23 protein-coding genes and 1 tRNA gene are annotated in these 26,193 nt (G+C 68.2%); 13 read left to right on the plus strand and 11 right to left on the minus strand.

From position 1 onward, the window contains the following. Positions 1 to 42 precede the first annotated feature (42 nt). The 3 genes from C3L37_RS20800 to C3L37_RS20810 all read left to right on the plus strand — a co-directional run bounded on the left by C3L37_RS20800 (position 43) and on the right by C3L37_RS20810 (position 3,234). Positions 43 to 549 (plus strand): DUF6789 family protein, encoded by a 507-nt coding sequence (locus tag C3L37_RS20800; RefSeq protein WP_129116467.1) that lies wholly within the window; start codon positions 43 to 45, stop codon positions 547 to 549. 90 nt (positions 550 to 639) lie between these two features. After that, positions 640 to 1,935 carry a lactate racemase domain-containing protein gene (locus tag C3L37_RS20805; protein WP_129116468.1) on the plus strand — a complete coding sequence of 432 codons (1,296 nt, stop codon included), beginning with the start codon at positions 640 to 642 and terminating at the stop codon, positions 1,933 to 1,935. A 105-nt stretch (positions 1,936 to 2,040) separates the two neighbouring features. Beyond that, a complete protein-coding gene (locus tag C3L37_RS20810) occupies positions 2,041 to 3,234 on the plus strand; it encodes an NAD-binding protein (RefSeq protein ID WP_228546407.1) in 1,194 nt (397 codons plus the stop codon). A gap of 22 nt (positions 3,235 to 3,256) precedes the next feature. Here C3L37_RS20810 and C3L37_RS20815 read toward each other — a convergent pair whose 3' ends face one another. Next, entirely contained in the window at positions 3,257 to 6,010 is a 2,754-nt protein-coding gene (locus tag C3L37_RS20815; protein ID WP_129116470.1) for an ATP-dependent helicase, read from the minus strand. 129 nt (positions 6,011 to 6,139) lie between these two features. On the opposite strand from C3L37_RS20815, the gene C3L37_RS20820 reads away from it, so the two are divergent. Then, a complete protein-coding gene (locus tag C3L37_RS20820; protein WP_129116471.1) occupies positions 6,140 to 7,177 on the plus strand; it encodes an inositol monophosphatase family protein in 1,038 nt (345 codons plus the stop codon). A 93-nt stretch (positions 7,178 to 7,270) separates the two neighbouring features. After that, positions 7,271 to 8,035 carry an MBL fold metallo-hydrolase gene (locus C3L37_RS20825; RefSeq protein WP_129116472.1) on the plus strand — a complete coding sequence of 255 codons (765 nt, stop codon included), beginning with the start codon at positions 7,271 to 7,273 and terminating at the stop codon, positions 8,033 to 8,035. Between the two features lie 54 nt (positions 8,036 to 8,089). Here C3L37_RS20825 and C3L37_RS20830 read toward each other — a convergent pair whose 3' ends face one another. Then, positions 8,090 to 8,869: an isopentenyl phosphate kinase gene (locus C3L37_RS20830; RefSeq protein ID WP_129116473.1), complete on the minus strand. Its 780-nt coding sequence runs from the start codon at positions 8,867 to 8,869 to the stop codon at positions 8,090 to 8,092. Next, positions 8,866 to 9,918, minus strand: a complete 1,053-nt coding sequence (gene mvk, locus C3L37_RS20835) for a mevalonate kinase (RefSeq protein ID WP_129116474.1) — start codon at positions 9,916 to 9,918, stop codon at positions 8,866 to 8,868. The genes C3L37_RS20830 and mvk overlap by 4 nt, the downstream gene beginning before the upstream one ends. 167 nt (positions 9,919 to 10,085) lie before the next feature. On the opposite strand from mvk, the gene C3L37_RS20840 reads away from it, so the two are divergent. Beyond that, positions 10,086 to 10,535: a UPF0179 family protein gene (locus tag C3L37_RS20840; RefSeq protein ID WP_129116475.1), complete on the plus strand. Its 450-nt coding sequence runs from the start codon at positions 10,086 to 10,088 to the stop codon at positions 10,533 to 10,535. A gap of 9 nt (positions 10,536 to 10,544) precedes the next feature. Here C3L37_RS20840 and C3L37_RS20845 read toward each other — a convergent pair whose 3' ends face one another. Continuing rightward, entirely contained in the window at positions 10,545 to 11,348 is an 804-nt protein-coding gene (locus tag C3L37_RS20845; RefSeq protein ID WP_129116579.1) for a succinylglutamate desuccinylase/aspartoacylase domain-containing protein, read from the minus strand. 112 nt (positions 11,349 to 11,460) lie between these two features. Further along, entirely contained in the window at positions 11,461 to 11,943 is a 483-nt protein-coding gene (locus C3L37_RS20850; protein WP_129116476.1) for a DUF309 domain-containing protein, read from the minus strand. Positions 11,944 to 12,058: 115 nt separating this feature from the next. On the opposite strand from C3L37_RS20850, the gene C3L37_RS20855 reads away from it, so the two are divergent. Next, positions 12,059 to 12,142, plus strand: a tRNA-Leu gene (locus tag C3L37_RS20855). Between the two features lie 289 nt (positions 12,143 to 12,431). On the opposite strand, the gene C3L37_RS20860 is transcribed toward C3L37_RS20855, so the two are convergent. After that, positions 12,432 to 12,704 carry a hypothetical protein gene (locus tag C3L37_RS20860; protein ID WP_129116477.1) on the minus strand — a complete coding sequence of 91 codons (273 nt, stop codon included), beginning with the start codon at positions 12,702 to 12,704 and terminating at the stop codon, positions 12,432 to 12,434. Between the two features lie 564 nt (positions 12,705 to 13,268). Between C3L37_RS20860 and C3L37_RS20865 the strand changes: the two genes are divergently transcribed. Then, positions 13,269 to 13,718 (plus strand): Lrp/AsnC family transcriptional regulator, encoded by a 450-nt coding sequence (locus tag C3L37_RS20865; protein WP_129116478.1) that lies wholly within the window; start codon positions 13,269 to 13,271, stop codon positions 13,716 to 13,718. Between the two features lie 132 nt (positions 13,719 to 13,850). Next, complete coding sequence (locus tag C3L37_RS20870; RefSeq protein ID WP_129116479.1) at positions 13,851 to 14,993, plus strand: DUF63 family protein; 1,143 nt, start codon at positions 13,851 to 13,853, stop codon at positions 14,991 to 14,993. Positions 14,994 to 15,130: 137 nt separating this feature from the next. On the opposite strand, the gene C3L37_RS20875 is transcribed toward C3L37_RS20870, so the two are convergent. From C3L37_RS20875 to tbsP, 3 genes are all read right to left on the minus strand, one after another. Then, positions 15,131 to 16,840: a YcaO-like family protein gene (locus C3L37_RS20875; protein ID WP_129116480.1), complete on the minus strand. Its 1,710-nt coding sequence runs from the start codon at positions 16,838 to 16,840 to the stop codon at positions 15,131 to 15,133. A 79-nt stretch (positions 16,841 to 16,919) separates the two neighbouring features. Further along, positions 16,920 to 19,313, minus strand: a complete 2,394-nt coding sequence (locus tag C3L37_RS20880; RefSeq protein WP_129116481.1) for a DUF4350 domain-containing protein — start codon at positions 19,311 to 19,313, stop codon at positions 16,920 to 16,922. 208 nt (positions 19,314 to 19,521) lie between these two features. Continuing rightward, positions 19,522 to 20,340, minus strand: coding sequence for a transcriptional regulator TbsP (gene tbsP / locus C3L37_RS20885; RefSeq protein ID WP_129116482.1), 819 nt, complete (start codon positions 20,338 to 20,340; stop codon positions 19,522 to 19,524). A 178-nt stretch (positions 20,341 to 20,518) separates the two neighbouring features. Here tbsP and C3L37_RS20890 point away from each other — a divergent pair, with 178 nt between their 5' ends. Beyond that, a complete protein-coding gene (locus C3L37_RS20890; RefSeq protein ID WP_129116483.1) occupies positions 20,519 to 20,704 on the plus strand; it encodes a hypothetical protein in 186 nt (61 codons plus the stop codon). 10 nt (positions 20,705 to 20,714) lie between these two features. Here the strand turns inward: C3L37_RS20890 and C3L37_RS20895 are convergent, their stop codons facing one another. Then, on the minus strand, positions 20,715 to 22,760 hold the full coding sequence (locus C3L37_RS20895) for a hypothetical protein (protein WP_129116484.1): 2,046 nt from the start codon (positions 22,758 to 22,760) through the stop codon (positions 20,715 to 20,717). 132 nt (positions 22,761 to 22,892) lie between these two features. Between C3L37_RS20895 and glyA the strand changes: the two genes are divergently transcribed. Then, a complete protein-coding gene (glyA, locus tag C3L37_RS20900; protein WP_129116485.1) occupies positions 22,893 to 24,140 on the plus strand; it encodes a serine hydroxymethyltransferase in 1,248 nt (415 codons plus the stop codon). Between the two features lie 45 nt (positions 24,141 to 24,185). Here glyA and C3L37_RS20905 read toward each other — a convergent pair whose 3' ends face one another. Next, the gene (locus C3L37_RS20905) at positions 24,186 to 24,614 is read right to left on the minus strand and encodes a universal stress protein (protein ID WP_129116486.1); all 429 of its coding nucleotides are present in this window, start codon (positions 24,612 to 24,614) and stop codon (positions 24,186 to 24,188) included. Between the two features lie 138 nt (positions 24,615 to 24,752). Between C3L37_RS20905 and C3L37_RS20910 the strand changes: the two genes are divergently transcribed. Both C3L37_RS20910 and C3L37_RS20915 read left to right on the plus strand, forming a co-directional pair. Beyond that, a complete protein-coding gene (locus tag C3L37_RS20910) occupies positions 24,753 to 25,646 on the plus strand; it encodes a bifunctional methylenetetrahydrofolate dehydrogenase/methenyltetrahydrofolate cyclohydrolase (RefSeq protein ID WP_129116487.1) in 894 nt (297 codons plus the stop codon). 1 nt (position 25,647) lies between these two features. Then, positions 25,648 to 26,160, plus strand: a complete 513-nt coding sequence (locus C3L37_RS20915; RefSeq protein WP_129116488.1) for an NUDIX hydrolase — start codon at positions 25,648 to 25,650, stop codon at positions 26,158 to 26,160. The last annotated feature ends 33 nt before the right edge of the window (positions 26,161 to 26,193 follow it).

A 26,193-nucleotide genomic window follows, 5' to 3' on the forward strand; every position in this document is an offset into this window, starting at 1 on the left:
ACCCGCGCGAACGTTTTTCCGCGTAGAGACCGACGGAAGAATATGGGCAGTGACTCCGTCGATGCGGTGCAAACAGAGTCCGAGGAGACGGGAATCGGGGTGCGGGAGGTCGCCGCGGCGTCCGCGGCCGGACTGGCGGGGACGATCGCCATGTCGCCGCTCCTCCTCGCCGCCTGGGCCCTCGGCGCGCTGAACCCCGACGCCTTCGCCGGCCTCTCCGAGATCGTCGGTCTCGGCGGCAACCTCGTCGTCGGGATCGCGATCTTCGTCGTCGGCGGCATGACGGCGCTCCCGCTGCTTTTCATCTCGCTCGCCGCCTTTCTCCCCGGCGACACGCTCGCACAGCGCGGCGTCTCCTACGCGACCATCGTCTGGGTCGGCTTCGTCTTCGGCTTCTACCGGGGCGACCTCACCGACCTCTACGCGGGGCAGATCAGCGCGGAGTTCGTCATCTTCGCCGCGCTGACGCTCGTCGCCCACTGGGTGTACGGCTACGTTCTCGGGGCGATCTACGGCCGGTACGCCGACGTCATCGTCTACGACATCTGATCCCGTCTCGTCGTCGCGTCCGACCGCCGTCGCCGTCCCGATCCCGGTCGCCGCCGATAGCTTCACGCCGCACCCCCGTCATCCGTTCGCATGGAGCTTCCGCTCGGCAACGGAACGGTGTCGGCCTCCCTCACCGACTGCGACGTCACAGTCGTCGAACCGCCCGGCGGGGACGTAGTCGACCCCCGAACGGAGGCGGCGGACGCCCTCGACGACCCCCACGGCCCGCCGCTAGAATCCGTCGTCGCCCCGGAAGACACCGTCGCGATCGTCGTCACCGACGTGACCCGCGAGACGCCCGACGGCGCGCTGTTGGACGTGCTGCTCGAACGCCTTTCAGTCCCGCGCGAGCGGATCTCGGTGGTGATCGGGCTGGGTCTCCACCGTCCGATGACGGACGAGGAGATCGGCGCGGCGCTCGGCGATCACGCCGACCTCGCGGAGAACCACGACCCGACGGACGTGGTCAGGGTCGGGGAGGTCGACGGCCGCCCCGTGGAGGTGAATCGGACGGTCGCGGCGGCCGACCGCGTGCTGGCGACGGGGATGGTCGAACCGCACCAGTACGCCGGCTTCTCGGGCGGCGCGAAGACCGTCGTCATCGGGGCCGGGAGCGAGTCGATGATCCGCTACACGCACGGGGCGTCGATGCTGTCGCGATCGGGCGTCCGCCTCGGCCGCGTCAAGGGGAACCCGTTCCGCGAGACGCTCGACCGCGCCGGCGACCTCGCCGGCCCGGACTTCTGTCTGAACGTCACCTACGGGCCGGGGAAGCGCTCCGGATCCCGGACGGAAGACGACGCCGAGCGTCGCTTCGGCGTCCTCGGCGCGAGCGCCGGCCGCCCGCGGGACGTCGTCGAGGAGTTGGCCGAGACGGCGCGCGAGGCGCTCTCGGTGGGCGTGGGGGCGGCGGCCGCCGGCCGCGACGGGCGCGAGGGGAATCGAGGGGCGTTCGACGCCGTCGTCGCCGGCGTCGGCGCGCCGAAGGACGCGAACCTCTACCAGGCGACGCGCGCGGCGACGTACGTGATCCTCGGCGATCGCAATCCGCTCCGGCCGGGCGGACGCGTCGTCGTCCCCGCGGCGCTGCCCGAGGGGGCGGGCGAGGGAACCGGCGAGCGGCGATTTTACGACCGACTGCGGCGCGCCGAGAGCCCCGACGCGCTCTACGAGGAGATGCGCGGGGGGTACGAACCGGGCGCGCAGCGGGCGTTCGTCGTCGCGCGGGCGCTCCGCGAACACGACGTTTTCGTGACGAACAGCGACTGTTCGGCGGTCGTCGAGGAGTGTCTGCTGCGCGCCCGGCGGTCGATCGAGGACGCGATCGAACCGGGGAGTAAGGTGCTCGTGGTGCCGGACGCGCTGCACACGCTTCTCGTCGACTGATCGGCCGCGAGGGCCGCGATCCGAGCCCGGACTTATTCCTTCGGCCGCCGTGAGAACGATATGTCCACGCGCAGGCGTCGTCGTCGAACGGGAAAGCGAGTTACCGTGTGGCTGACGATCGCGGTCGGGATCGGCTCGATCCTCACCGGTCTCGCCGCGCTCGCCACCGACGTGACGAGGGGGCCGGTCGGGGCGGTCGTCCCCGACGTCGTCAGCGACGCCGCCGCCTTCAGCGGCGCGGTGCTCGGATTCCTCCTGCTCCTCGCCGCCTACGGGTTGCGGCGCGGGTTGCGCGCCGGGGTGGTCGCGGCCGGCGCGCTCGTGCTGCTCGCGGCCGCCCACGGCGTCGCGCAGTCGAGTCCGTACTCGGTGCCGCTCGTCGTCCTCTCGCTCGCCGCGTTCGTCGTCCTCCTGTCGAACCGAAACCGGTTCACCCGGCGACTGGCGCTCTCGCAGAGCCAGGCGGCGGTGCTGACGGCCGTCCTCGGCGTCATCGCGTACGGGACGGTCGGGTCGTACACGATCCGACGGGAGTTCGACGGCCTGTCGACCGCCTTCGACGCGTTTTACTTCACGCTCGTGACGGCGAGCACGGTCGGCTACGGCGACATCACTCCGCTCACCGACTCCGCGCGGCTCTTCGCGCTCTCGCTCGTCGTCCTCGGGCCCGCCAGCCTCGGCGTGGCGGTCGGCACCCTGTTCGCGCCCGCCATCGAGGGGCGGCTCTCGCAGACGTTCGGGCGGATGTCGAACGCGCGGCTCGCCCGGCTCGAAGATCACGTCGTCGTGCTCGGCTACGATGAGCCGACGGAGCCCGTTCTCGAAGAGCTGGCCGATCGAATCACGTTCGTCGTGATCACCCCGGACGACGCGCAGGCGTCGCGGCTCTCGGAGCGGGACGTCGACGTGCTCACCGCCGACCCGACCGACGAGGAGACGCTCGAACGGGTGCAGGTCGACGAGGCGGCCGCGGTCGTCGCGGCGACGTGGAACGAGGCCGACGACGCGCTCGCGGTGCTCACGGCCCGACAGGTCAGCCCCGACGTCCGGATCGTCGCCGTCTCGATCGCCGGATCCGCGGAGAAGCTCGAGCGCGCCGGCGCGGACGTGGTGATCGATCCGCGACGGATCTTCGGCCGGATGACGGTCGACGCCGCGCTCGACGGGGATGCGGACGTCGAGAGAGCGCGCGGATGCGACGGAGATCGGGGCGATACGAGCGACGGAATCGGGGGAAGTGGACGCGACGATGGCGAGAGCGGGGACGAGCGCGGCGACAAGCGCGGGGGAGGCGGGTAGCGGAGCGAGCCTCGCGCCGCCCTCAGTCCGTCGCGTCGATCCTCGGTCCGTCGGCGTCGTCGCCGATCTCGGCGAGCACGCGCTCGTGGAACTCCTTGAGCACGGCGCTTTCGTCCTCCGCGAGCACCACGTCGCTCGCCGCGAGCGTCGCGAGGCCGAACGCGCGCGGCGACGGCGTGGACACCTCGCGCTCTACGACCTCGATCTCGCCGGCTCGGATACCGGCGAGGACCTCGCGGATGCCGGCGAGGTTCAGTTTGTCCTCCAGGATCTCGCGGTAGGTCTCCTCCATCACCGCGAACGAGTCCAGCCCCCGGGCGAACGAGAGCAGCATCTCGCTCGAAACCTGCTGCTCCGCGGCGGTCTTCTCGTACCCCTTGTACCGCTTCAGGATCATGAGCGAGCGCGTGGCGTTGATGCGGAAGTACCGCTTGAGCAGGTCCGTCCCGTCGAGCGCCGCCCGGAGGTCGTCGGCCGCGTCCTCGGGCGCGACGTTCCGGAGGATCCTCGCGACGTCGGCCTTCCGGTTCAGCGGCATCGAGACGGTGAAGCCGTTGTCGGCCACGGCGACCTGCACGTTCGCGTTCACCCGACGGGCGATGCGGTAGGCGACGAGCCGCGAGAGGCCGTCGTTGAACTTCCGGCCGTAGTTCGAGTGGACGTAGTAGCGCCGCCGGTACGCCGTCCGGTCCAGCTCCTCCTCGACGGCGATGCGGCGCTCGGTGCTGACGCTTCCCGCCCCCGCGTAGCGGACCTGCTCGTGAAACGTGCGGGCGACGGCGCGGACGCTGTTCTCGTCCAGCGGGAAGCCGCGCAGCCAGTCGCGGACGGCCGGCTCGCCGCCCCGGTCGAGCCTGTCGAGCAGGTCCCCCTGAAACCGCAGGATTTCGCGGCCGAGGTCGTACGACAGCGGCAGGCGCTCCGAGAACCACGAGGGCACCGTCGGACGCGCGCCCGTCCGGTCGACGTACACCTTCGCGCCGCGGCGGTACCGGAACTCGAAGCGGTCGCCCCCGAGGACGAACACGTCGCCCTTTCGCAGCGTGTCGAGGTAGTTCTCGTCGAGGTTGCCGACCCACTCGTTCCCCCCGCGCGTGTACACGTCGCAGGTGAACGAATCGGGGATGGTGCCGACGTTCGTCATGTAGATCACGCGCGCCAGCCGGCCGCGCTTGCCGACGAGCGGTTCGCCCACGTCGAACTCCTCGTAGTGGTGCTCGCCGTCCGGCGGATCGTTCTCGTCGCGCCACACCTTCGCGTAGACGTTCTTCTCCTCCAACCCCTCGTAGTCGGCCGTCAGGTAGCGGAACAGCCGCTCGAACGCCCCGTCGGAGAAGTCGCGGTAGGGGTACGCCCGCCGGAGCGTCGCGCGCACGTCCGACTCCCGGCGAACGCCGTTTATCGCCATGCCGTAGACGTGCTGGGCGGCCACGTCGGCGGCGTTCTCCGGGACGAACACCCGGTCGACGAACCCCTCCTCGGCCTTTCGTAACATCACGGCGCACTCGACGAGTTCGTCGCGGTCGAGCGCGAGCACCCGACCCTCCACGGTCTCGCCGAGCCTGTGGCCCGCGCGCCCGACGCGCTGGAGGAGCGCGGCGACGGACTTCGGCGAGCCGACCTGCACGACGAGATCGAGGTGGGGCATGTCGATGCCGAGTTCGAGGCTGGTCGAGGAGGTGACCACGTCGAGTTCGCCCGCCTTCAGCCGGGACTCGACCCCCTGTCGGCGCTCCTTCGAGAGGCTGCCGTGGTGACAGCCCGAGTTGTCCCCGTCGTACGCGTCGGGGAACCGCTCCCGGAGGGCGTGGAGGACGCGCTCCGCCCCCGAGCGCGTGTTCGTGAACACGAGCGTGTTCGTGTGGGCGTCGATCAACTCGTGCAGCCGGTCGTAAAAGCGCGCCTGAACGACCTCCACCGGGGTGTGGATGAGATCGTCGGTCGGACACTCCAGCGTGAGGTCGAAGTCGCGGACGAACCGGGTGTCGACGATCTCGCACTCGCGCGGCTCGCCGTCGTCCCCGACGCCGACGAGGAACGACGCCATCGTCGAGAGGGGTTCGACCGTCGCCGAGCAGCCGATGCGCGTGGGCGACCCCTCGGTCAGGTTCTCCAGGCGTTCGAGGCTGACCGCGAGGTGGGTGCCGCGCTTGCTCTCCGCGAGGCTGTGGATCTCGTCGACGACGACGTACTCGACGGTGCGGAGTTTCTCCTTGAACTTCGGGGAGTTGAGCAGGATGGCGAGCGTCTCGGGCGTCGTGTTGAGGATGTGCGGCGTCTCCGCGAGCATCCGCCGGCGCGTCGCCCCCTCGGTGTCGCCGTGGCGGATCGCGTGTCTGAGTTCGACCGTCTCACCCCGCGCGGCGAGCCGCTCCGCGATCCCGTCGAGCGGCACCTCCAGGTTGCGGTGGATGTCGTTTGCGAGCGACTTGAGCGGCGAGACGTACAGGCAGTACACGGAGTTTTCCAGCCCCTCGGGGCGCTCTCGATCCCGGCGGAACAGTTCGTTGATGATCGCACAGAAGCTGGCGAGCGTCTTCCCCGATCCCGTCGGCGCGCATATGAGCGCGTTCGTCCGCTCGTGGATGAGCGGGATCGCCCCCCGCTGCGGCGGCGTGAAGAAGCCCCCGTTGGCCGATACGTACTCGCCGAACTGCGACGCCCACCACTCCCGGACCGACGGTTCGAGGAGGTCGAGAACCCCCCGATCCTCGATCGTCGACGACTCGGGGTCGACGTCGACGTCCGCGTCAGCAAGACGTTCCCCTCCACTCATTGGTTTCGTATGGAACCGGACGCGTAAGTGGGTTCTGTCCGGCCCGAACCGCGGGACTGCACGACGTCGAACTATCCGATATCTTAAGAAAAAATTATCACATTTAACGAATGAGTTAAGCGTCGGACCATGCCACGAGATGCCGCTCCCGAGGGGAGACACGACCGAAGCGACGACGGGGTACACGCCGGACGACGCCGCCTGCTGAAGGCGCTCGGCGCGACCGGCGCGGTCGCGAGGTTCGCCGGCACTGGCTGGGGCGCGACGGGAGGATCGCCGCGTCCCCGTCAGCCGGCGGCCACCGACGACGGGGACGTCTCGCTTCTGGAGAACCGCTACATGAAAATCGCGCTCGCGGCGGCTCGGGAAGCCGCGGCGATTCACGACGAGAGCTTCGGGGGGATCAAGGAGGCGGAGACGAAAGCGCCCCAGCAACTCGTCACGGAAGTCGACAGGGACGCGGAGGAAGCGATCCGCGATACGATCCGGGAAGAGCTGGGGTCGGACTTCGAGGAGGAGAACCACGCGCTGTTCGGCGAAGAGGAGGGCGGCACCCAGTCGGGTGACTACGTCTGGATCATCGACCCGCTCGACGGGACGACGAACTACGTTCGGGGCATCCCCCACTTTTGCGTCTCCATCGCCGTGCTCAGAGACGGCGAGCCGTACCTCGGACTCATCTACTACTCGCCGCGCGATGAGGTGTACGGCGCGATCGCGGGCGAGGGCGCGCTGAAGTTCACCGACGAGGGCGACGGGGTCGCCACCCCGGTGTCGCTGTCGGTGACCGACGTGGACACGATCGAGGAGTCGCACAACTCCGTCGGCTTCTACAGCGAGCAGGGCGTGAACGACCTCCGGTATCTGCTGTTGTTCCGCGAACTCGTCAGCGACTCGCTCGGCATCAGACAGCTCGGCGCGGCGGCGATCGACATGGCCTTCCTCGCCGAGGGAGCCTTCGACACGTTCTCGGTGCAGGACTTAAAGGAGGTCGACGTCGCCGCCGGCACCGTGATCGTGAGGGAGGCCGGCGGGACGGTCACCGACTTCGAAGGCTGCGGCGACATCGACGCGATCCTGGAGGGCGACGTCGTCGCCACGAACGGCGAACTCCACGAGACGTTCCTCGATCACTACCGTAACCCCAGAGTCGACCTTCCGGAGTAGATCGCCGATTCGCGTCGGCCCTGCTCCTGCGCCGGGTCGATCGCCCCACCGTCCGCCGGAACGTCTTTTCACCGTCGCCGACGACGGGACGGTATGCGCGTCACCTTCCTCGGAACCGGCAGCGCGATGCCCGTCCCCGACCGCGTCCAGACCGGCCTCCTCGTCGAGGGTGGACCCGATGACGCCGACGACGCGGGACCGCTGCTCGTCGACTGCGGCAGCGGCGTGCTCCACCGACTGAGCCGGACGGCGGTCGGCTACGAGGGCGTCTCGACCGTGCTCCTCACGCACCTGCACCTCGATCACGTCTCGGACCTCCTGCCGCTCGTGAAGGCGCGCTGGCTGGCCGGCGAGGAGCACCTCGAAGTCGTCGGTCCCGCGGGGACGAAGGCGCTCCTCGACGCGTCCTTCGAGGCGTACGCCTACCTCGACGGCCGGATCGACCTGCGCGTGCGCGAGATCGGCGAGACGGGTCGCGACGGGACGGAGGAGGTCGCGGGATTCGACGTCTCGTCGTTCGAGACGCGCCACTCGGTCAGGTGTTTCGCCTACCGGTTCGACGACCGGTTCGTCTTCAGCGGCGACACGGAGGCGTTCGAAGGGCTCGCGAACTTCGCGGACGGCTCGCGGGTGCTCGCGCACGACTGCTCGTTCCCCGATGAGGTCGACGTGTCGAACCACCCGACGCCGACGCAGCTGGGCGAGGCGCTCGCCGGCCGGGACGTCGGTCGAGTGTACCTCACGCACCTCTACCCGCACACGGAGGGCAAGCACCGCGAGATGCTCGACGCCGTCGAGCGGGCGGGGTTCGACGGCGACGTTCGCTTCGCCCGCGACGGCCTGCGGTTCGAGGTTTAACTTCCCGCGGTGTCCCCCTCCGATCGGGGCCGATCCGCCGCGAACGGGAACCGTCTACCGCGCGTTCCGCTCGACGCGCGTCCCCGGCGATCCGCCCGCCAGGAACGCCTCCAGCCCCTCGGGTCCGAACACGTACGACGGCGCGTCCAGTTCCAACAGCGCCCGCACCTTCGCGGCCATGCCGCCCGTCACGTCGGTCGCGTCGCTCCCGCCGAGGGCGTCCGCCGCGTCCGCGAACGCGCGTATTTCGGGGATCACCTCGCCCTCGCCGTCGAGCACGCCCGACACCGTCGAACAGAGGCCGACCCGGTCGGCCGTCAAGCCGTCGGCGAGACGCACGACGAGTTCGTCGCCGCTGAGGATCGTGACGCCCTTTTCGACCTGTGTGACGCAGTCCCCGTGAAGGACGGGGACGAACCCCTCGCCGAGCATCGTCTCGACGGGCTCCAGCGGAAACGTCAAGCCGCCGTCCGCGCCGCGGACCCCCGCCGAGAAGGGGTGGACCGGGAGCGCCGGCACGCCCCGGTCGTGCAGTCCGTCGACGACCGCGTCGTTGAGCCGCTTCATCGCGGCGTGGATCGCCGTCGCGGCCGCGGCGTCGCGCGTCCCCGCGTCGGCGCTCACGCCGTACTTCTCGGCGTGGTAGTGGCCGAAGCTCCCGCCGCCGTGGACGAGGACGAGGTCGTCGTCGTCGCCGGTTCCGACCGCCGTCTTGGCCCCGACCTCGGCCTCGGCGATGGCGTCGATCGCCGCCCCCAGCGCCGCCTCGTCGACCGTCTCCCGGCGGTCCTTCTCGGTGACGAGGCTGCCGCCGAGCTTGAGTACGGTCGTCACGACTCCCCCTCATCCTCGCGGCGACGTGCCGCTCGGTCGTCCTCCGCCCGGACGCCCTCGTCGGCCAGTTCGGCTCGGAACGCGTCCTCGCAGCCCGGCGTGAACCGGAGCGCCGTCTCGGTCTCCTCCGTCGGATCGAGCGCGACGATGCAGCCGCCGCCGCCCGCACCCGTCAGCTTCGCGCCGTGGGCGTCGGCCATGCGCGCGGCCCACACCATGTTGTCGAGCGACCGCGAGGAGACGCCGAGCGCCTCCAGCAGCCCGTGGTTGAAGTCCATGAGGCGACCGAGTTCCGAGAGGAGGACTTCGTCCGGCTCCTCCGTCGGGTCCGCGTCGGCGAGGAGGCGCTCGCCCGCGCGGACGACGTCGCCGATGCTTCCGACGGTCCGCGCCGCGAAGTCGTACCGCTCTTTCAGCGCCCGAACGCCCGCGACGAGCGCGCCCGTGTCGCCCGCCCCGCCGTCGAAGCCGACGACGAGCGGGAGGTTCGGCGCGTCGAGCGTTCGGCAGTCGTCGCCCTCGACGCGGACCGCGCCGCCCATCGCCGAACAGAACGTGTCCGCGCGGGAAGCCTGCCCGTCCTGCACCTCGTACTCCGCCCTGTAGGCCCGCTCCGCGATCTCCCGGGGGTCGAGTTCTCGACCGAGAGAGCGGGTCGCCGCGTCGATGGCGGCGACGACGACCGCGGCGGAGGAGCCGAGTCCGGCCCCGAGCGGGATGTCGCTCTCGACGACGACGTCGAACCCGGCGTCAGGCGCGCCGAGGGCGTCGCGGGCCTGCTCGACCGCCGCGTCGATGTACCCCATCGCGGCGTCGACGAGCGGCGTCGGCACGTCCACGTCCGGGCGGTCGTTCGCGTCGCCGCTGTACTCCACCGTGAAGCCGTCGAGGGTGAGGTCCTCCGCCTCGACGCGGACGTGGTCGTCGTCGCGCGGTTCGACGGCCACGGTCGCCCGCCGCTCGATGGCGCAGGGGACCGCGGGCTCGCCGTAGACGACTGCGTGCTCCCCGAAGAGGTAGACCTTGCCGGGGGCGCTCGAAACGGTCATGCCCGAAAGAACGGGAGCGGTCGCTTAAGGGTATCCGAAACGGGACGAGCCAGCGCCGACCCGAACTCGGCCGCCGGACGCCTCCGTCGACGGTGTCACGGGCGGATCGACGGGACGCGGATCGACCGGACGCGAGCCTTATCCGCCCCGGCCGCGAACGGTCGTCCATGTCGAAAGTGACCCTCATCGGCACCCGCCTCGCCGACGTGGGGAGGGAGTTCGTCTACCAGGGCGAATCGAGCGCCTGCGAGGGCTGTCCATACAGAGCGCAGTGTTTGAACCTCGCGGAGGGAGAGCGGTACCGCGTCACCGGCCTCAGGGAGAACGCGCAGACGCTCGACTGTGCGGTCCACGACGAGGGCGTCAGGGCGGTGGAAGTCGAGCCGACCTCCGCGCCCGCGAACGTCGCGTCGCGCGGAGCCTACGCCGGCAGCACGGCCGAACTGGAGGGTCCGTGCCCGTACGTCCAGTGCCCCAGCCACGAGTACTGCGTCCCGGACGGGATCAGCTTCGACCGGGAGTACCGCATCGAGGAGGTGCTCGGCGAACCGCCGCACGACCACTGCATGCTGGGCCGGAAACTGACGCTCGTCGAGCTCGCGTCGAAGTCGAAGTGACCGCGGGCGTCAGGACAGCACGCCGACCTTCTCCGCGGCGTAGCCGAACACGCGCCGGTAGCCGTACGGCGACATGAGGACGGGGTAGAACGCCTCGTCGGCCGCGAGAACTTCGCCGCCGGCGGCGGCGAATCGCTCGCCGGCATCGATCCGCTCGAAGTTGGTCGCGAACACCTCGTACTCCGCGGCCGGCGCCTTCGGAATCTCCTCCAACAGGCGGAAGACGGCCACTTCGTCGCGGTTGTTCGCCTCGATCGGATCGTCCGAGAGCGGCGCGGCGAGCGCACCCGTCGCCGCGAGGAACGCCCGGACGAGCCAGTAGGCGTTGTCTGCCGCCTCCTCGCTGCCCTGAAAGCCGCACTCCGCTTCGACGGTGTGGGGGTGCTGGATGAGCCGGCCGTCGGTGAAGCGGTCGGTCTCGACGACGACGTCGATCGGGAGGTGCGGGCAGAGAGACCGCGTCACCGCGTCGACGGTGTCGACGAGCGCGAACGGCTCGCCGTACGACTGGGTCGAGTGCAGAGAGAGGGTCGTACAGTCGCGAAGCTCCCGGTCGAGTTCGTGTGCGAGCCGCCCTTCCAGTGTGTCGGCGTCGGGCGCGCCCGGAAACGCGCGGTTCAGGTCCTCGTCGAGATAGCGGACGTCGCGCGCGAGCGCCTCCTCGTTGGCGACGACGAGCTTCACCGGACGGGATGCGTCCGGCTCCTCAGCGACGAGTCGTTCGATCGCCCGGACGCCGCACGGTTCGTCGCCGTGAATCGCGGCGACGACGGCGACCTCCGGGGTGCCGTCTCCAAGCTGGTAGATCCGCATCCCCGGAGAGTTCGTGCGGTCGTTCATATCTGTTAAGACTCGCGTCGGCCGCGACTCGCGATCCGCTCGTCGTCGTCGGATGGGCGATCTCTCGTCGGCACGAGCCGATCGATCAGTCCAGCCGATCGGCGTACTCGTAGTCGGCGTCGTAGGCGGTCGGGCGGTGATCGTCGACGGCGATTCGCCACCCCTCCAGGACGGTCGGATCCTCCAGCGCCGCCGCGAGCGTCCGGCGGACGTCGGCGAGGTCAACGCCGTAGAAGTCCTCCGGGACGCCCGCGAAGTACTGCAACGCGGTGCGAAAGAGCGACCGCATCCCCTCGTCGTTCTCGAAGTCGAAGTGCTTGTACGCCCCGGCGGCGACCTGCACCATCCCGTGGAGAAAGGCGCTCTCGGTCGTACCGCCCCCGTAGTTGTACCACTCGTCCTCGAAGCAGTCGTGCGACTCGTGGAACTCGCCGGAGTTGAAAAGGCGCACCCCGTGTTCCACCGCGCGACGGAGGGTCGCGTGTTCCCACTGGCGGACGTCCGTCCGCCACCCGGTCGGGTCGCCGAGGGGCGGCGCGACGCTCGGGTCGCGGGTGTGCTCGTTCATACCATGGTCTGTCCGTCGAAGCGGGTAATTCCATCGGCTCCAGAGAACGAACCGGCGAACCGCCGCACGGCGTTTCGGAACGTTTTAAGCGCGTCCGGCCGCTACTCACGACCGCGCGAAGGTAGCCAAGCCCGGAAACGGCGGCGGACTCAAGATCCGCTCTCGTAGGAGTCCGTGGGTTCAAATCCCTCCCTTCGCACTGTTTTCGGCGCGAACGAACGTGAATCGACGTCGCCGTCGGCGCGCGCCCGGGGAATCACTCAAATATCCCGCCGACCTTGTGAGTAACACGCATGAAGAACTGTCGCGAGTGCGGGGCGCGCCTGTCTCTGCAGCGCCCGAAAAACGCCGAGTACGGCGTTCCGGCCGTCGACGGCCGACGGTACCCAAGCGAGTGTCCGAAGTGCGGCGCGCGAGTGTCGTAGTCGCTCTCCCGGTCGCTCGCCGTTCGACCGATCAAAAGAGTATCCGCCGGAGAAGAGTCGGTTCTACTGCTCGCCGCCGTCGGCGAGCGGACGCCCGCGCTCCGTACAGAGCGTGGCGGCGTAGTCGCGGACCTGCGCGGGCTTCGGTCGGTACCCGTCTCGCACCTCCGCGCCGATCCTGTCGATGACGGCGGCCATGTCTCGGTTCGTGCCGTTTTCGTACACGTACTCGAACACCTCGCCGTACACCGTGTTCTCCCAGTGACTCCAGCTGTCCTCGTCGAGGCGGGATGCGACCACGTACTCCAGTTGCCTGGCTGCTGTCTCCGGGCGCATACATCCCGATTATCGGCGCAGGATTAAAAAACTACTCTATTTCGTAACTGAGTAAATCTAGGTTCGAGTCGGCGAACGTCACTTTTTCGCAATGCTGAATTTGTTGGAAACAACGCCGAAAATTTCATGTTGTGAGGTACCGTATACCATGATTGCGGGAACCGCGGGAACACATCGGACGACCGGAGCCGGTTTACCGACGTAAACCGGAGTCGGTGAGGCGCGAACACCAAGCGCTCCGTAACAGGGGAACGAGGTCAAAGCGCCGAAGGAGAACCGCCCCGACCCGGAACCGTTCCGGAAGGAACGGCGCGAAGGCCAAGTAGCGGACGACGCGAAAGTGGCGTTCGTGAAACCGAGTTCGTCGCGAAAGCGGCGGACGACGGACGAGTCGTAAGGGTCGACGAAAACGTCACCCGTCCGAGTCCAAACCGTGGCGTTCGCGTTCTATCGCCGCCCGAGCGTCGAGCGGAGGCGGCGGTCGAAACCGTCCGCCCGCCGCGTCACACGTTCTTTTCTGCGCTATTCGCAACGCCAAAGGTCTCCGCGGGACACCACGCACGCATGGAACTCGATGACACAGACCGGGCGATCCTGCGGATTCTACAGGAGGACGCTCGGACCCCGTTCAGCGAGATCGCCCGCCGCATCGACATGTCGAGCGCGACGGTGCACGACCGGGTCGGACGGATGGAGGAGGCCGGCGTCATCGAAGGATACCACGCGAAGGTGAACGCGAAGGAGGTCGGGTTCGGAACCTCCGCGCTCGTCGGCCTCCGGGTGAAGCAGGGCCACGAGGCCGAAGCGCTCGAACAGCTCAGAGGGATCGAGGGCGTTCGGGAGATCCACCTCACTACCGGCGAGTGGGACGTGATGCTCCGGGTCTACGCTGCGGACACCGAGGGGCTGCGCGATCTGATGTTCGACCACGTCGCCCACATGGACGGCTTCGCGCGCTCGCAGACGATGGTCATCCTGGGCACCGAGTACGAGAACCCCGGCCTGCCGATCTAAGTCGCGTCGCCGGCGTGAGCCGCCGCCTGCCGCGCGTTCCGCGTTCAACGCGTGTCAGCGCCGGTTTCGATACTCGGCCTGCTCCGCCCGTAGATCGGAACGCTCAACAGGGCGTGCACCACCTTTCGGCATATGGCAACGGTCGCAGATCGGTTCGGCGTCGCCCCGGAGCGGCTGTGGGGCGGGACCATGTTAGCTCTCCTCGTGGCGCTCGTCGGCGGTTCGGTCGCGTTTCCGCGCGCGGTGTACGACGGCTTCCTGTGGCGATACTTCTGGGGTCCCGTCGTCGCCGACGGCACCGGTTCGGTTTGTGCGGTTCGCTCCGGCGGTGAGACCGAGCTGCTGGGCAGCCAGTCGGCCTGCGCCGCGGCGGACGGGTTCGTCGCGTACCCCGGGTACACGCTCGTCTCGGAGATCGGATACATCGTCACGCTGCTTTTGATGCTGATGGGAGTCGTACTCCTTCTTCGCCGGCTCAACCTCGGGACTGACAGGGGTTTCTTTTTCGCGCTGTTTCCATTCATGCTGTTCGGCGGCGCGCTCCGCGTCGTCGAAGACGCCGGCGTCGCGGCGATGCGCGCCGGCATCGAGCCGGCGATCCCGTTCCCCTGGAGCGCACTCATCATCAGTCCGTTCATTTACTTCACCGTCTTTTTCGTCACGCTCACCGCCGTCGTCGGTAGCGTCGCGCTCGCCCGACGCGGCGTCATCCCGCGATACGAGTACGGAATCTTCGCCGCCGGCGTGGCGGTTCTCGGCCTCACCGTCGGTTACCTGAGCGTTCTCGCCGTCACGACTGACTACGTCTCCTTCTACCCGCAGGTGCTCGTCGTGATCCTCGCGGGCGCGACCGCCTCGGCCGGCGTCGTCTGGTGGCTCATCGAGACCCGCGCGCCCGCGATCAACGTCGGAACGGGGTTGATCGGCCTCGTGATCATCTGGGGACACGCGGTGGACGGTGTCGCGAACGTCGTCGGTCTCGACTGGATGCCCGCCCTCGGAGCCGGACAGAATCTCGTCCCGAAACACCCCGTGAACGCCGCCATCGTCGACATCACCGGCGCGGTGCTCCCCGAGTCGGTGCTCGCGGTGACGGGTGACGCGTGGCCCTTCCTCCTCGTGAAACTCGCCGCCGCGACGTTCGTCGTCTGGGTGTTCGAAGACGACATCATGGAAGAGAGTCCCCGGTACTCCCTGCTGCTCCTGATCGCAATACTGGCCGTCGGTCTCGGCCCCGGGACGAGGGACATGCTCCGGGCGACGTTCGGTATCTGATCCCGGAGGTTTATGTGCGAAAGCGAGGCCAGGCCCGCCGTGACCTGAAGATCCGCCGCGAAACGGTCCGCGGTCGCACGGCGATCCGTTTCGCGAGCCGACTCCGCCGTCTGTTCGCCTCCACCGTAGCGTTCGCTTCACGGATACGGGTGCGGTGCCCGTTCGAGCCGCGGCTCGAACCCCAGCTCCCGCGGCACCGACTCGGCTCGATCGCCGAAAAACGGGTCGCCCGTAAACAACGGCTGCGCGTCCGGGACGAGCACCCGAACCGCTTCGAAGCCCAGCTCCGCGACGTCGCGCGTCGTCACGCGTGACGCGTAGGCGTCGAGACCTGCAGACGCGACGCGGGTGACGACCGTCTCCAGCTCCGTTTCACCGGAAACGGGGTCTCCTCCCACCCCCTCCGCCGCGATCCGTTCGTTCGCCTCGACGAACGCGCGCGCTTCGCCCGGAGCCTCCGCGTAACGTCCGACCGGTCCCTCCTCGTCGACGGCACGGTCCGGTCCCATCGCGCGCAGCTCCATCCAGTTTTGGAGCGCCTCCGCGAGCGCTGACTCCGCGGCCGCGGCCGCGTCCAGCTCCGCGCCGGAACCCATCGCGAACCGCGGCCACGCCGTTTCGCGGTGAACCGCCGCGGCAACGACCGGAACGTCCACGTCCTGCGTGACCAAAACCGCCGTCGCCGAGAGCCCTTCGGCTCGGGCGCGGCCGACGAGCGTCTCGAAGGTCTCGGAGTCGACGTCGAGTTCGAGCGGCTCGAACGTCGAGTACCACGCGAGCATCGTCGCGTCCCGTTCGACGACCTCGTACAGCCCCGAGAGGGTAGCCTCGACCGTCGAGTTACCGAGACCGAGGCCGGTCGTGATCGGCGGCTTGTGCCGTCGTTCGGGGGGCGGGAAGTGGACGAACTCCGCCGGGAGCGACACCTCGTCGCCGGTCGCGAGGTCGACTCCTTCGACCCACCGGAGTCGATCTTCACGATCGGATCGCCGATTCTCCGTCCCCGCCGGTCGGACGAACCGCGACGGCGGCACGGGACGGTCCACGTCCGTCGCGCGGGCCGTGGTGAACGCCGACGAGCGGTAGATACCGGCGCAGTACCGTTCCAGCCCCTCGCCGAGCGCCTTCATGAAGGCGGCGTTCCAGTCCGAGTCGACGCCCGCGGCGAACTCGGCCGCTCTGGCGTCGCTGAACCCGGTCGTGTCCGCCGTCTGCGCGAGGTAGTACGGCACGGGAAACGACTCGCGCTCGCCGACCTGTCGGATCGCACCGACTCGCCCGTCCAGCGCCCGCTCCGCGCGCGCGAGCGCGTCGTCGAGGGACGCCTCCCGGCCTTCGAATTCGAGCGTCCGCTCGGGGTCGTCGCCGCAACCGCACCCCGGAACCGGGAGGAACGTCCGCTCGGGTCCGGGAACCTCGACGACGGTGCCGGGGATCGGTTCGCCGACGAGCGACCGAATCGCCCGTCTGCCGGCGATCGCGCCGGCGAGACGGACGGCGCTTCGATCCCCCCGCGGCCGGTTCGAACCGACCTCGTCGGGGCAGTTCGACGCAACCCGTTTCCGCAGACACTCGTAGCACCCGGTTTCGGTTCCGAACGCCGCCACAGACGCGTCGAGTTCGTCGACGGCGTACCCGCCGACCCCGCCGATCTCGACCGCGAGCCACCGACTCGCGGTTTCGTTCGCCCGAGAGAACGCGTCCGCGCCCGCGGGGGCGACGACGACGGCGAGATCGACGGCGCCGAGTTCGCTCGGATCGACGTTCGAAACCGTCGCGTCGATGTCGGAGAAGGCCGCCCCGAGCGACTCGACCGCGGGACCGTCGCCGACGATACCGATGTTCATGGTGGAACGGTGGCGGGACGGAAGAAAAAGCGTCGGGATCGATCGGCGGGAAGTGAAAGAACGTCTGTCGTGGCGGGCGTCAGTACGATTCCTCGACGACGAGCGTCCCGTCGGCGTCGGAGACGTACACCGTGTCGCCTTCGTTGTTCCAGACGGGCGATCCACTGTCCCAGTAGAGTTCCGTCTGCGTATCCTCGCCCTCCCCCGTGTAGAGCGTGACCTCGGCGCCCGCGTCGAGCACGAACGCGGGGAACGTGTACGTCTTCTCGGCCTCGTCTCGCACCTGCCAGTCGGTCAGGTCGAGCGCGCTGTCGCCGTCGTTGCCGAAGACTACGTACTCGTCGTCGAGATTGTCCCAATCGTCTCCCTCGGCGTCCTCGTGGATCTCGACGATGGTCAGTTCGCCCTCCTCGCCGGACTCGCTCCGGTCGTAGGCGTCGAAGAGGTCGAACCGGTCGTCGAAGTCGGTCGTCGCGAGCACCGTCGGGTCGTCGTCGACGTTGCTCGCTTCGTCCGTCACGCGATCGGCGCTGAGCTGCAGGTCGGTCCCGAGCGCGCTCGCCACGGCGTTAAGATTGCCACGGGCCTCGTCGCTCGTCCAGCCGGTACCGACGAGAATCACTGCGCCGCCGTCTTCGGCAAAGCCGGCCACCGCGTCCAGCTCTTCTCGCGTGAATTCCTCGGCGGGCGTCGTCACGATGAGCGCCCGTCCGCGCGAGAGGTTGTCCGCGGTGAGCGCGTTGACGCCCTCGAAGTCGATCCCCTGCCCTTCGAGGTAACGACCGTAGTAGGCGGCGTCCTCGGCGGAGAGGCCGAAAGTAGCCCCGAACTGCCCGTGACCGCCGTCGACGAGCACGTCGCCCGTTCGCGCGGAGAGCGAGTCGATGAGGTTCGTGATGAAGACGAAGTTCTCGAACGTCGAGGTGTCTGCGGCGTACCCCTCGTCAGCCTCGTAGGACTCGTCGACGAGTTCGCCGCCGATCACGGCGACGCGGACCGCCTCGTCGACGCCGACCAGCGGAATGCGGTCGTAGGAGACGTCGCCTCCCTCCTGACCCGCGGTCGACTCGGCGAACACCGGCACGCGATCGCCGTCGATTCGCCCGTCCGCCGCGCGGACGCTCGCCGCCTTCGGGAAGAAGAGGTCGTCGACGTCCCGGTTTCGGATCGGGTCGGAGTTTTCGGGGGCGCTCTCGGCCCAGAGACCGACGCCGTCGGCGCGAGCGGCGGCCTCGGCGTTCCAGAACGACTCGTGCTTCGAGAAGCCGGAGTCGTAGACGCGGGCGTACCCCTCCGCGACGCACCGGCGGTTGTACAGCGCGTCGCGGCTCCCGCTCCCGTTGTCGTAGTGAACGTACCCGAGCAGGCGGCCGAAGGCGTCGCGGACGGGTTCGTTCGGGTCGAAGCGCAGGTCGACCGTCTCCCCACCCAGTTCGGCCTTTCCGAAGTCGGTCGCGCGCGAGGCCCACGTCTCCAGATGGTCCGTGTCCTCGATCCCTTCCCACTCCTGCGTGCGCTCGTACTGGCTGTTCGAACTGGTTTCCGGTGTGTCCATCCCGAGCACGCGGACGTTCTCCTCGGTTCCGTCGAGGTCCACCGCGACGGTGTCGCCGTCGAGAACCTCGGTCACCGGAACCGTGTACGTCTCCGCCGGGTCGAGACCGAGCCCCTCGTGTTCCGCGAAGTAATCGAAGTCGTCGTTGAACGACTCCGTGGTCGGCTCGTACTCCTGACCCCCGTTTCGGATCTCGTCGAGCACCTGATCGTCGTTGAAACGGAACGACAGTCCGAGGCGACCAGGCACGTCGTTGAGGTTCGCGGTCTCGTCGTAGTTCTCGTAGTCGGACTGGTCGTGCAGAAAGAGCGCGCCGTCGGCGGCGACGAAGTCGGCCAGCGCGTCCAATTCGTCCGACCCGAACGCCGCGCTCGGCGACGTGACGACCGCCGCGTCCGCGCCGTCGAGGTCGGCCGCGAGATCCGACGTCGCCCGAACGTCGTACCCGTTGTCCTCGGCGTACGCGCGAAACTCGGAGAACTCCGAGAGCGCGTAGTACTGCCCGTGTCCCTCGTCCCAGAGCACGACCTCGCCGTCGACCTCGGCGTCCCAGACGTTCAACACGAACTCCTCGTTGCCGCGCTGCCAGTCGGTTCCGTCGTCGACGAGCATCGCCCCGAAGCCGACGACGCCCCGCTCGCTCGCGACGAGGGGGATCGGCGTCGAGTCGGCGTACACCACGCCGTACCCGTCGCCGTCGCCGTCTTCGTTCGTCGCGGTGTCCTCGGCCCAGACAGCGACGATCGTCTCGTCGGTCAGTTCGGCGTAGTCGGCGTCGAGGAGGCTCGCCGTCGAATCGAATTCGAGGGCGCTCAGCCGTCCGTCGGTCGATGCGAGCGCACGGCGCGAGAACGTCCGCCCGCCGGTCGCCGCCGCGGTCGCCGTCGCGAGCGCGCTGAGGAAGGAACGTCGGCGCATAATATTCATCATTAAAAGGAGTTAATAATTCATTCCATCAGAATCTATAATGCTGAACGTAGCGGTCCATAGACGACGCGGTCGCAGCCGAGTCCGGTCGTTTCGCCAATGTACGTCCGACGCGCGCGGAACCCGCCGTTCGACCGATCAAATGGCGCTGCCGCTCGGAGCCTGAAAAACGAAAAAAGCCGGGGTGCCCGAGATCCGCTCAGTTGAGCAGGCTCTGTGCGACGCCCGCGAGCTGGTCCGCGTCGGCCTGTCGGAGCCGGTCGTCACCGAGCTTCAGACGCAGGCGCGGCCGGCCGACGTCGATCGGGACCTTCTCGGTGTCGATGAGGCCCATGTCCTCGAGGCGGGTTTTCGTCCGGGAGAACGTCGCCTTGCTGGCGATTCCGACGTCCTCGCCCCACTTCGAGATGTCGTAGAGCAGCACGTCGTTCTTCGCCGCGACGAGGAGGCTGATCGTGACCTCGTCGAGGCCGTCGCCGTCGCCGCGGGCGGTTTCGAGCGAGGCGAGGACGCTGTCGAAGTCGGCCTCGGCCTGATCGCTGATGTCGGCCTTGAGGGTGTCGCGGACGCGCGAGATCGGCGGCGTGCGGAGCTTGAAGTCCGGCGATTCCTCCCAGAGGTCCTGGTACGTCTCGAAGGCGCTCTCGACGAACTCCCCGTCGTCGGTCGACAGCGCTGCGACGCGGTCGCCCGCGGCGACGAGCGCCATGACGGCGTCGTGCGTGATGAGGAGCGCGTTGTCGGCGGCTTCCTCGCTCGTACGCATCGAGAGCGCCCCGGCGTCGATGAGGTCCGCGGCGTTACTCGCGACGATGAAGTCGGACATGACGCCCTTGAGTACGGACTCCTCCGCGATCATCCGGATCGTTGGCAGGTCGCCGTCGAACGTCGTGGCGACGCCGATGAGTTCGTCCACGGCCTCGGCGGACGGATCGACGATGAGAAGCTCTTCGTCGGCGTCCGAGAGGACTGCCCGGAGGATATCCTCTATCTGCGTTTCCAGTAAATTCGAGTTCATGACTCTAAGGTGATAAACGGCGTTCGAATATTTAATATTAACGCTGTGGAGTTGGTGGAAGCTAACCACTTGTGTTAATTCCCCGACAGACGAATGAAAACCGTTATAGACCATTATATTTGTTAGATTTCATTTTGGGAAACTCCTAAGTTATCCAAGCCCCCAGAAATGGTTGGCTATGCGACAGTCTGGCCTCAACGCCGAAGAAGTGACCGCCTTCCTGGCTCGCAACCCGCGGGTCGCGACAATGATCGTCCTGGCCGTGCTGCTTCTCGCCACGCAGGGTACCGTCGGCGCAGTGGAGTCCGGTGGCGACCTCGTGGTCGGCACCCAGAGCAGCCACAGCGCGTCGAACGGCCCATAACTGCATCGAATCACTCGATTTTCAGCGTTTCTTTGAGATCGTTCGACCAGTGGATGTCCCCGTCGTAGACGATGGGCATGTCGGCGTGGCCGAGATACGTGGACAGTTCGTTCCCGTCGAGTTCGAATTCCAGTTCGGATCCGTAGAGGTGTGACAGCCCGTCCCGCGGGAGGTGCGACTGGTAGTATCCGCCGTTGACCCACGGCGAGTGAACCGAGAACTTCATCCGGAACCGGTCGTCGCAGAGCCGTTCGAGACGCGCGTCCGGCGAGACGAAGTTGTCCGACTGCGCGAGCACGTGCGTCCCGTCGCCGACGACGGCGTAGTCCTTCCCCATGATGATCCGCCGGCGGGCTAACTGGAGCGCGCGCTCGATGCAGAAGCCGTGAACGAGGAGGCGGGCGAAGGCCGTCCCGACCCGCGCAGCGTCGCTGTCCAGCACCTTGTTGAACGTCACGGCCCCCGCGACGCTGCCCTGTTCGACGAGCGCGATCCCCTCGTTGTACGACCCGCAGGCGTTGAGGAAGAACGTCTGGGCGTTCGACGCTTCGAGGTCGGCGACCGGGAGGTGTCCGTCGGCGCAGCGGAGCCCCTCTTCCTCACAGTGCCCGATGTAGTGGACGAGGTCGTGAGGCGTCTCGAACACGTCGGCCAGTTCGTCCCTCGTGAGACGCTGTCTCACAGCGATGTCGATGTCGAGTTCGGTCGCCCGTTGGCGATAGATGCGCGCCGCCTTCGCGTGTTCGTCGGCCATCTCGCTGTCGTTGAGCACGGCGACGACCGAGATGGGTTCGCTGGCGCGTTCGTGGTACTTGAACCGGTTTCGGTAGGCGCTCGGGATCGCTTTGAATACGTCTATCGGTGCACCGTCGGCCAGCCACCCGTGGGCGCGACCGGGACCGAGCTTCGGCTTCACCAGATCGACCGAGACGGCGTCGCGCCCCTGCCGCCTGTAAAAGTCGTCCAGCGACCGGGTCAGACGCTCGTCGTGCGTGAGCGGTTCGGCCTCGGCCAGAAAGAGGTTGGGGACGTTGTGCAGGAGATAGGGGAGCGTCCGCACGTGCGACGGACGCGGCTCGACGTACATCGACAGGTGCCACGGCGGCAGTTCGTCCGAGACGCGGTCGAACGGCGCGTCGAGATAGGCCTCCAGTCGGGTCGCGATGCCGCGATCGTACAGCGAGGACGCGTCGAGACCGAGCGTCCGAAGGTGCTCGGTCTCCGCCATGTCCGTCCCGTACGGGCCGGCGTTCCGGACCAGGCAGTCGAGCAGAAAGACGCGGCGGAGCAGCGACGCCGCCTCCCACTGGAACGCCGGCAGCGACGGGAGTGCGCGCACTTCGTCGGGCGTTCCGAGTGTCGGCGTCGCGCCGGGCTCGGTGCGGACCCTCGCGCCGAGGTAGTGCGACAGCGAGGCGACCGGAAACAGGTAGTCGAAATCCGCCGGAACGACGAGTTCGACGCCGGTTTCCTCCCGTCGCTCGGCGACGAGACCCGGAACGTCGACCTCGTCGCCGAACTCGACGAGCGGCGGGTGACCGCGCATCGTCGGGAACGAACGATCCGGCGTCGTGGTCCGATGCCCCGCCGGGAAGTACGTGAGGGCGGTCGCCACGCCCTCGGGCGTTCGGGGAACCGTTACGGTCTCCGGCGGCGAGAGGACGCGGCTCCGGAAGCCGAGGCCGACGTCGACCCGCTCAGGAAACGACAGCACCGCCCGTTCGTAGTTCGGCTTCTCGATCGTCGCGGGGCCGGAAAAGCGGACGTACGTCAGCACGTTGGCGTCGACGCGGACCATGTACTCCCCCGCGGGGAGTTCGATCGGGCCGACCGCGCTTCCGAGTTCGTACGTCCCGTCGTCGTCGAGCCGTTCGGCGACGAGGAACACCGGCGGGAATCGAAGCTCGCCGGTTCGACCGCCGACGGTCGCGTCCGTCGGACGGGGAAACGACGGTCGCGTCTCTCTCGGCCGCCAGTCGTCGGCGAAGACCTCGACTGACGTCTTCGCGGCGTCGACGGCCTGCACTCCCGTCTCGGACGACACCACCTCGATCATACCCAGTTGTACAACCAAATCAACCGGCGGCGGACGTATATCTCTGTCGGAGGGTCGGAAAAAACGGACACCGACGGTGGAAAAAGGCCCCCGAAGGACACACTTATTGTGGAACCTGACCGGATTGCACCTATGGACTACCGTCACGTCCGCGAGGTCGATCCGGCCGTCGCGGACGCGCTGGAAGGTGAAGTCGACCGTCAGCGGAACACCCTCGCGATGATCGCGAGCGAGAACCACGTCTCCGAGGCGGTCCTCGAAGCGCAATCGAGCGTGCTGACGAACAAGTACGCCGAGGGCTACCCCGGCAAGCGGTACTACGCCGGCTGCCGGTACGCCGACGAGATCGAACGGCTGGCGATCGAGCGAGCGAAGGAGCTCTGGGGCGCAGAACACGTCAACGTTCAGCCGCACAGCGGGACGCAGGCGAACATGGGCGTCTACTTCGCCACGATCGAACCCGGCGACAGGATATTGTCGCTCGACCTCACCCACGGCGGGCACCTCAGTCACGGCCACCCCGCGAACTTCACCGGGAAGTTCTACGACGTCGAACAGTACTACGTCGACCCCGAGACGGGGTACATCGACTACGACGCGCTGGAGGAGACGGCACGCGAGTTCGAACCCGACGTCATCGTCTCCGGCTACTCCGCGTACCCCCGCGCGGTCGACTGGGAGCGCATTCAGGACGTCGCCGACGACGTCGACGCCCTCCACCTCGCCGACATCGCTCACATCACCGGCCTCGTCGCGGCTGACGTCCACCCCTCGCCGGTCGGGGTCGCGGACTTCGTCACCGGGTCGACCCACAAGACGATCCGCGCCGGCCGCGGCGGCATCATCATGACGGGGGAGGAGTACGCCGACGACGTCGACAAGTCCGTCTTCCCCGGCGGGCAGGGCGGGCCGCTCATGCACAACATCGCGGGCAAGGCTGTCGGCTTCGAGGAGGCCCTGCAACCGGCGTTCGAAGAGTACGCGGAGCAGGTCGTCGCCAACGCGAAGACGCTCGCGGAGACGTTCGAATCGCACGGCCTCTCCGTCGTCTCCGGCGGCACCGACACCCACCTCGTGCTCGTCGACCTCCGCGAATCCCACCCGGATCTCACCGGCGGCGAGGCGGAGGAGGCGCTCGACGAGGTCGGGGTCGTCCTGAACGCGAACACCGTCCCCGGCGAGACCCGGTCGGCCTTCAACCCGAGCGGCATCCGCGCCGGGACGCCCGGGCTGACGACCCGCGGTTTCGACGAGTCGGCGATGGAGGCGGTCGGCGACCTCATCTACCGCGTCGTCGACAACCACGACGACGACGCGGTTCTCGAAGAGGCTTCCGAGCGCGTGCAGGCCCTGTGCGACGAGCACACGCTGTACGAGTAGCGCCGTTCGAACGGGATTCGGGGTCGCTCGATTCAGCCCCGTCTGTCAGTCCTCTGCCGTCCTGACGGTGAGGACGGGGGCCGGCGACGTTCTGACGACGCGCTCCGTCACGCTGCCGAGGAGGTACCGCTCCAACCCGCGTCGGCCGTGCGTCGCCATCACGACGAGGTCGACGCCGTACTCGTCGACGTAGTCGAGGATCGTCCGGTGCGGTCCGCCCTGCACGACCGCCGTGACCGTCTCGACGCCGACCGATCCGGCGCGTCGAACCACCTCTTCGACGACGGCCTGCCCTTCCTCCTCCAGCGCGTCGACCGCCTCGTCTCCGACGACCGTCAGACTGTCGCGGTTCGTGTCCGCCACGTAGAGGACGTGAACGACGCCGTCGTACCGGCGTGCGATGTCGAACGCGTGTTCCGCGGCCGCGTGTGCGCCCTCGCTTCCGTCGGTCGGCAGCAGGATCGTGTCGTACATCTCCGGCCAACCTACGCGGGTGGGTCACTTCAAGAACGCCCTCGACGACGACACGATCGTGTATATCTTCGCCGAATCCGATCCAAAGATACGCACGAATCCGCGGATTGATTAGCGTCCGCGTCGGTCCTTCCAACGATGACGGAGATCATCGACGGGAACGCCGTGGCCGCGGACGTGCGGTCGGGTCTGGAAGCCGGCATCGAGACGCTCGCGGACGCCGGCGTCACGCCGGGGCTCGCGACCGTGTTGATGAGCGACGATCCCGCGAGCGAGACGTACGTCTCGATGAAACAGCGCGACTGCGAGGAGGTCGGAATCGACGGGATTCACGTCGAGCTCGATCCGGACGCCCCGGCCGAGGAGCTGTACGCGACGATCGACGACCTGAACGCCGATCCCGACGTGCACGGCTTTCTCGTCCAGATGCCCGTGCCCGATCACGTCGACACCCGAGAGGTCATCCGCCGGATCGATCCCCGCAAGGACGTGGACGGCTTTCACCCCGAGAACGTGGGCCGGCTCGTCGCTGGCGACGCCCGGTTCAAGCCCTGCACGCCACACGGCGTTCAGAAGCTCCTCGACGCGACCGGCGTCGACACCGAGGGCAAGGACGTCGTCGTCGTCGGCCGCTCGGACATCGTCGGCAAGCCGATGGCGAACCTCCTGATCCAGAAGGCCCCCGGCGGCAACGCGACCACGACGGTCTGTCACTCCCGGACCAGGGATCTCGCGTCGAAGACCCGCGAGGCGGACGTCGTCGTCGCCGCCGCGGGCGTCCCCGAACTCGTCACCGGGGAGATGCTCTCCGAGGGTGCCGTCGTGATCGACGTCGGGGTGAATCGGGTGGACGCGGACACGGAGAAGGGGTACGAACTCGTCGGCGACGTAGCGTTCGAGAGCGCGAAGGAGAAGGCGAGCGCGATCACGCCCGTCCCCGGCGGCGTCGGCCCGATGACGCGGGCGATGCTCCTCTACAACGCGGTGAAGGCGGCGAGCGAACAGTCCGGCGTGGACGTAGCGCTGCCCTGAGATGACGGAGGCGCCGGATCCCCGCCCCGACGCCCTGCTCGACCGCCACGGCGACGCGATCCGAAACGAGAACGTGTTCGAACTCGACGCCGAGGCGTTCGAATCCGTCCGTCGGCGCGCCGGACGCGGCTGGGGCACCGGCGCGCTCGTCGTCCACGGATCGCGCGCGTTACTCGTCAGACAGGACGGCAGCTGGTTCCTCCCCGGGGGAATGCTCGAACCCGGCGAGACGCCCGCCGAGGGTGCCGCGAGGGAGGTCAGAGAGGAGACGGGAATCGAGGTCGAGATCGACGGCCTCGCCGCGATCTCGGAACAGACGTTCGTCAGCGGCGACGACGCCTTCCGGTTCCACTTCGCCACGTTCGACGCGACGCCCGCGACGACCGAACCGACCGAGGACCCCGGGCTCGACGGCGAGGAAATCACCGCGGTCGAGTGGCGCGAGACGATTCCGGCCGACACCTACGATCGGGAACTCGTCGTCGCGCTCCTCGAGCGGGGCGAGAGTTTATAATTGAACCCGCGGCCAGAATCCCCGTGATCTGAC

Source organism: Halegenticoccus tardaugens, assembly GCF_004116405.1.
GTDB lineage: Archaea > Halobacteriota > Halobacteria > Halobacteriales > Haloferacaceae > Halegenticoccus > Halegenticoccus tardaugens.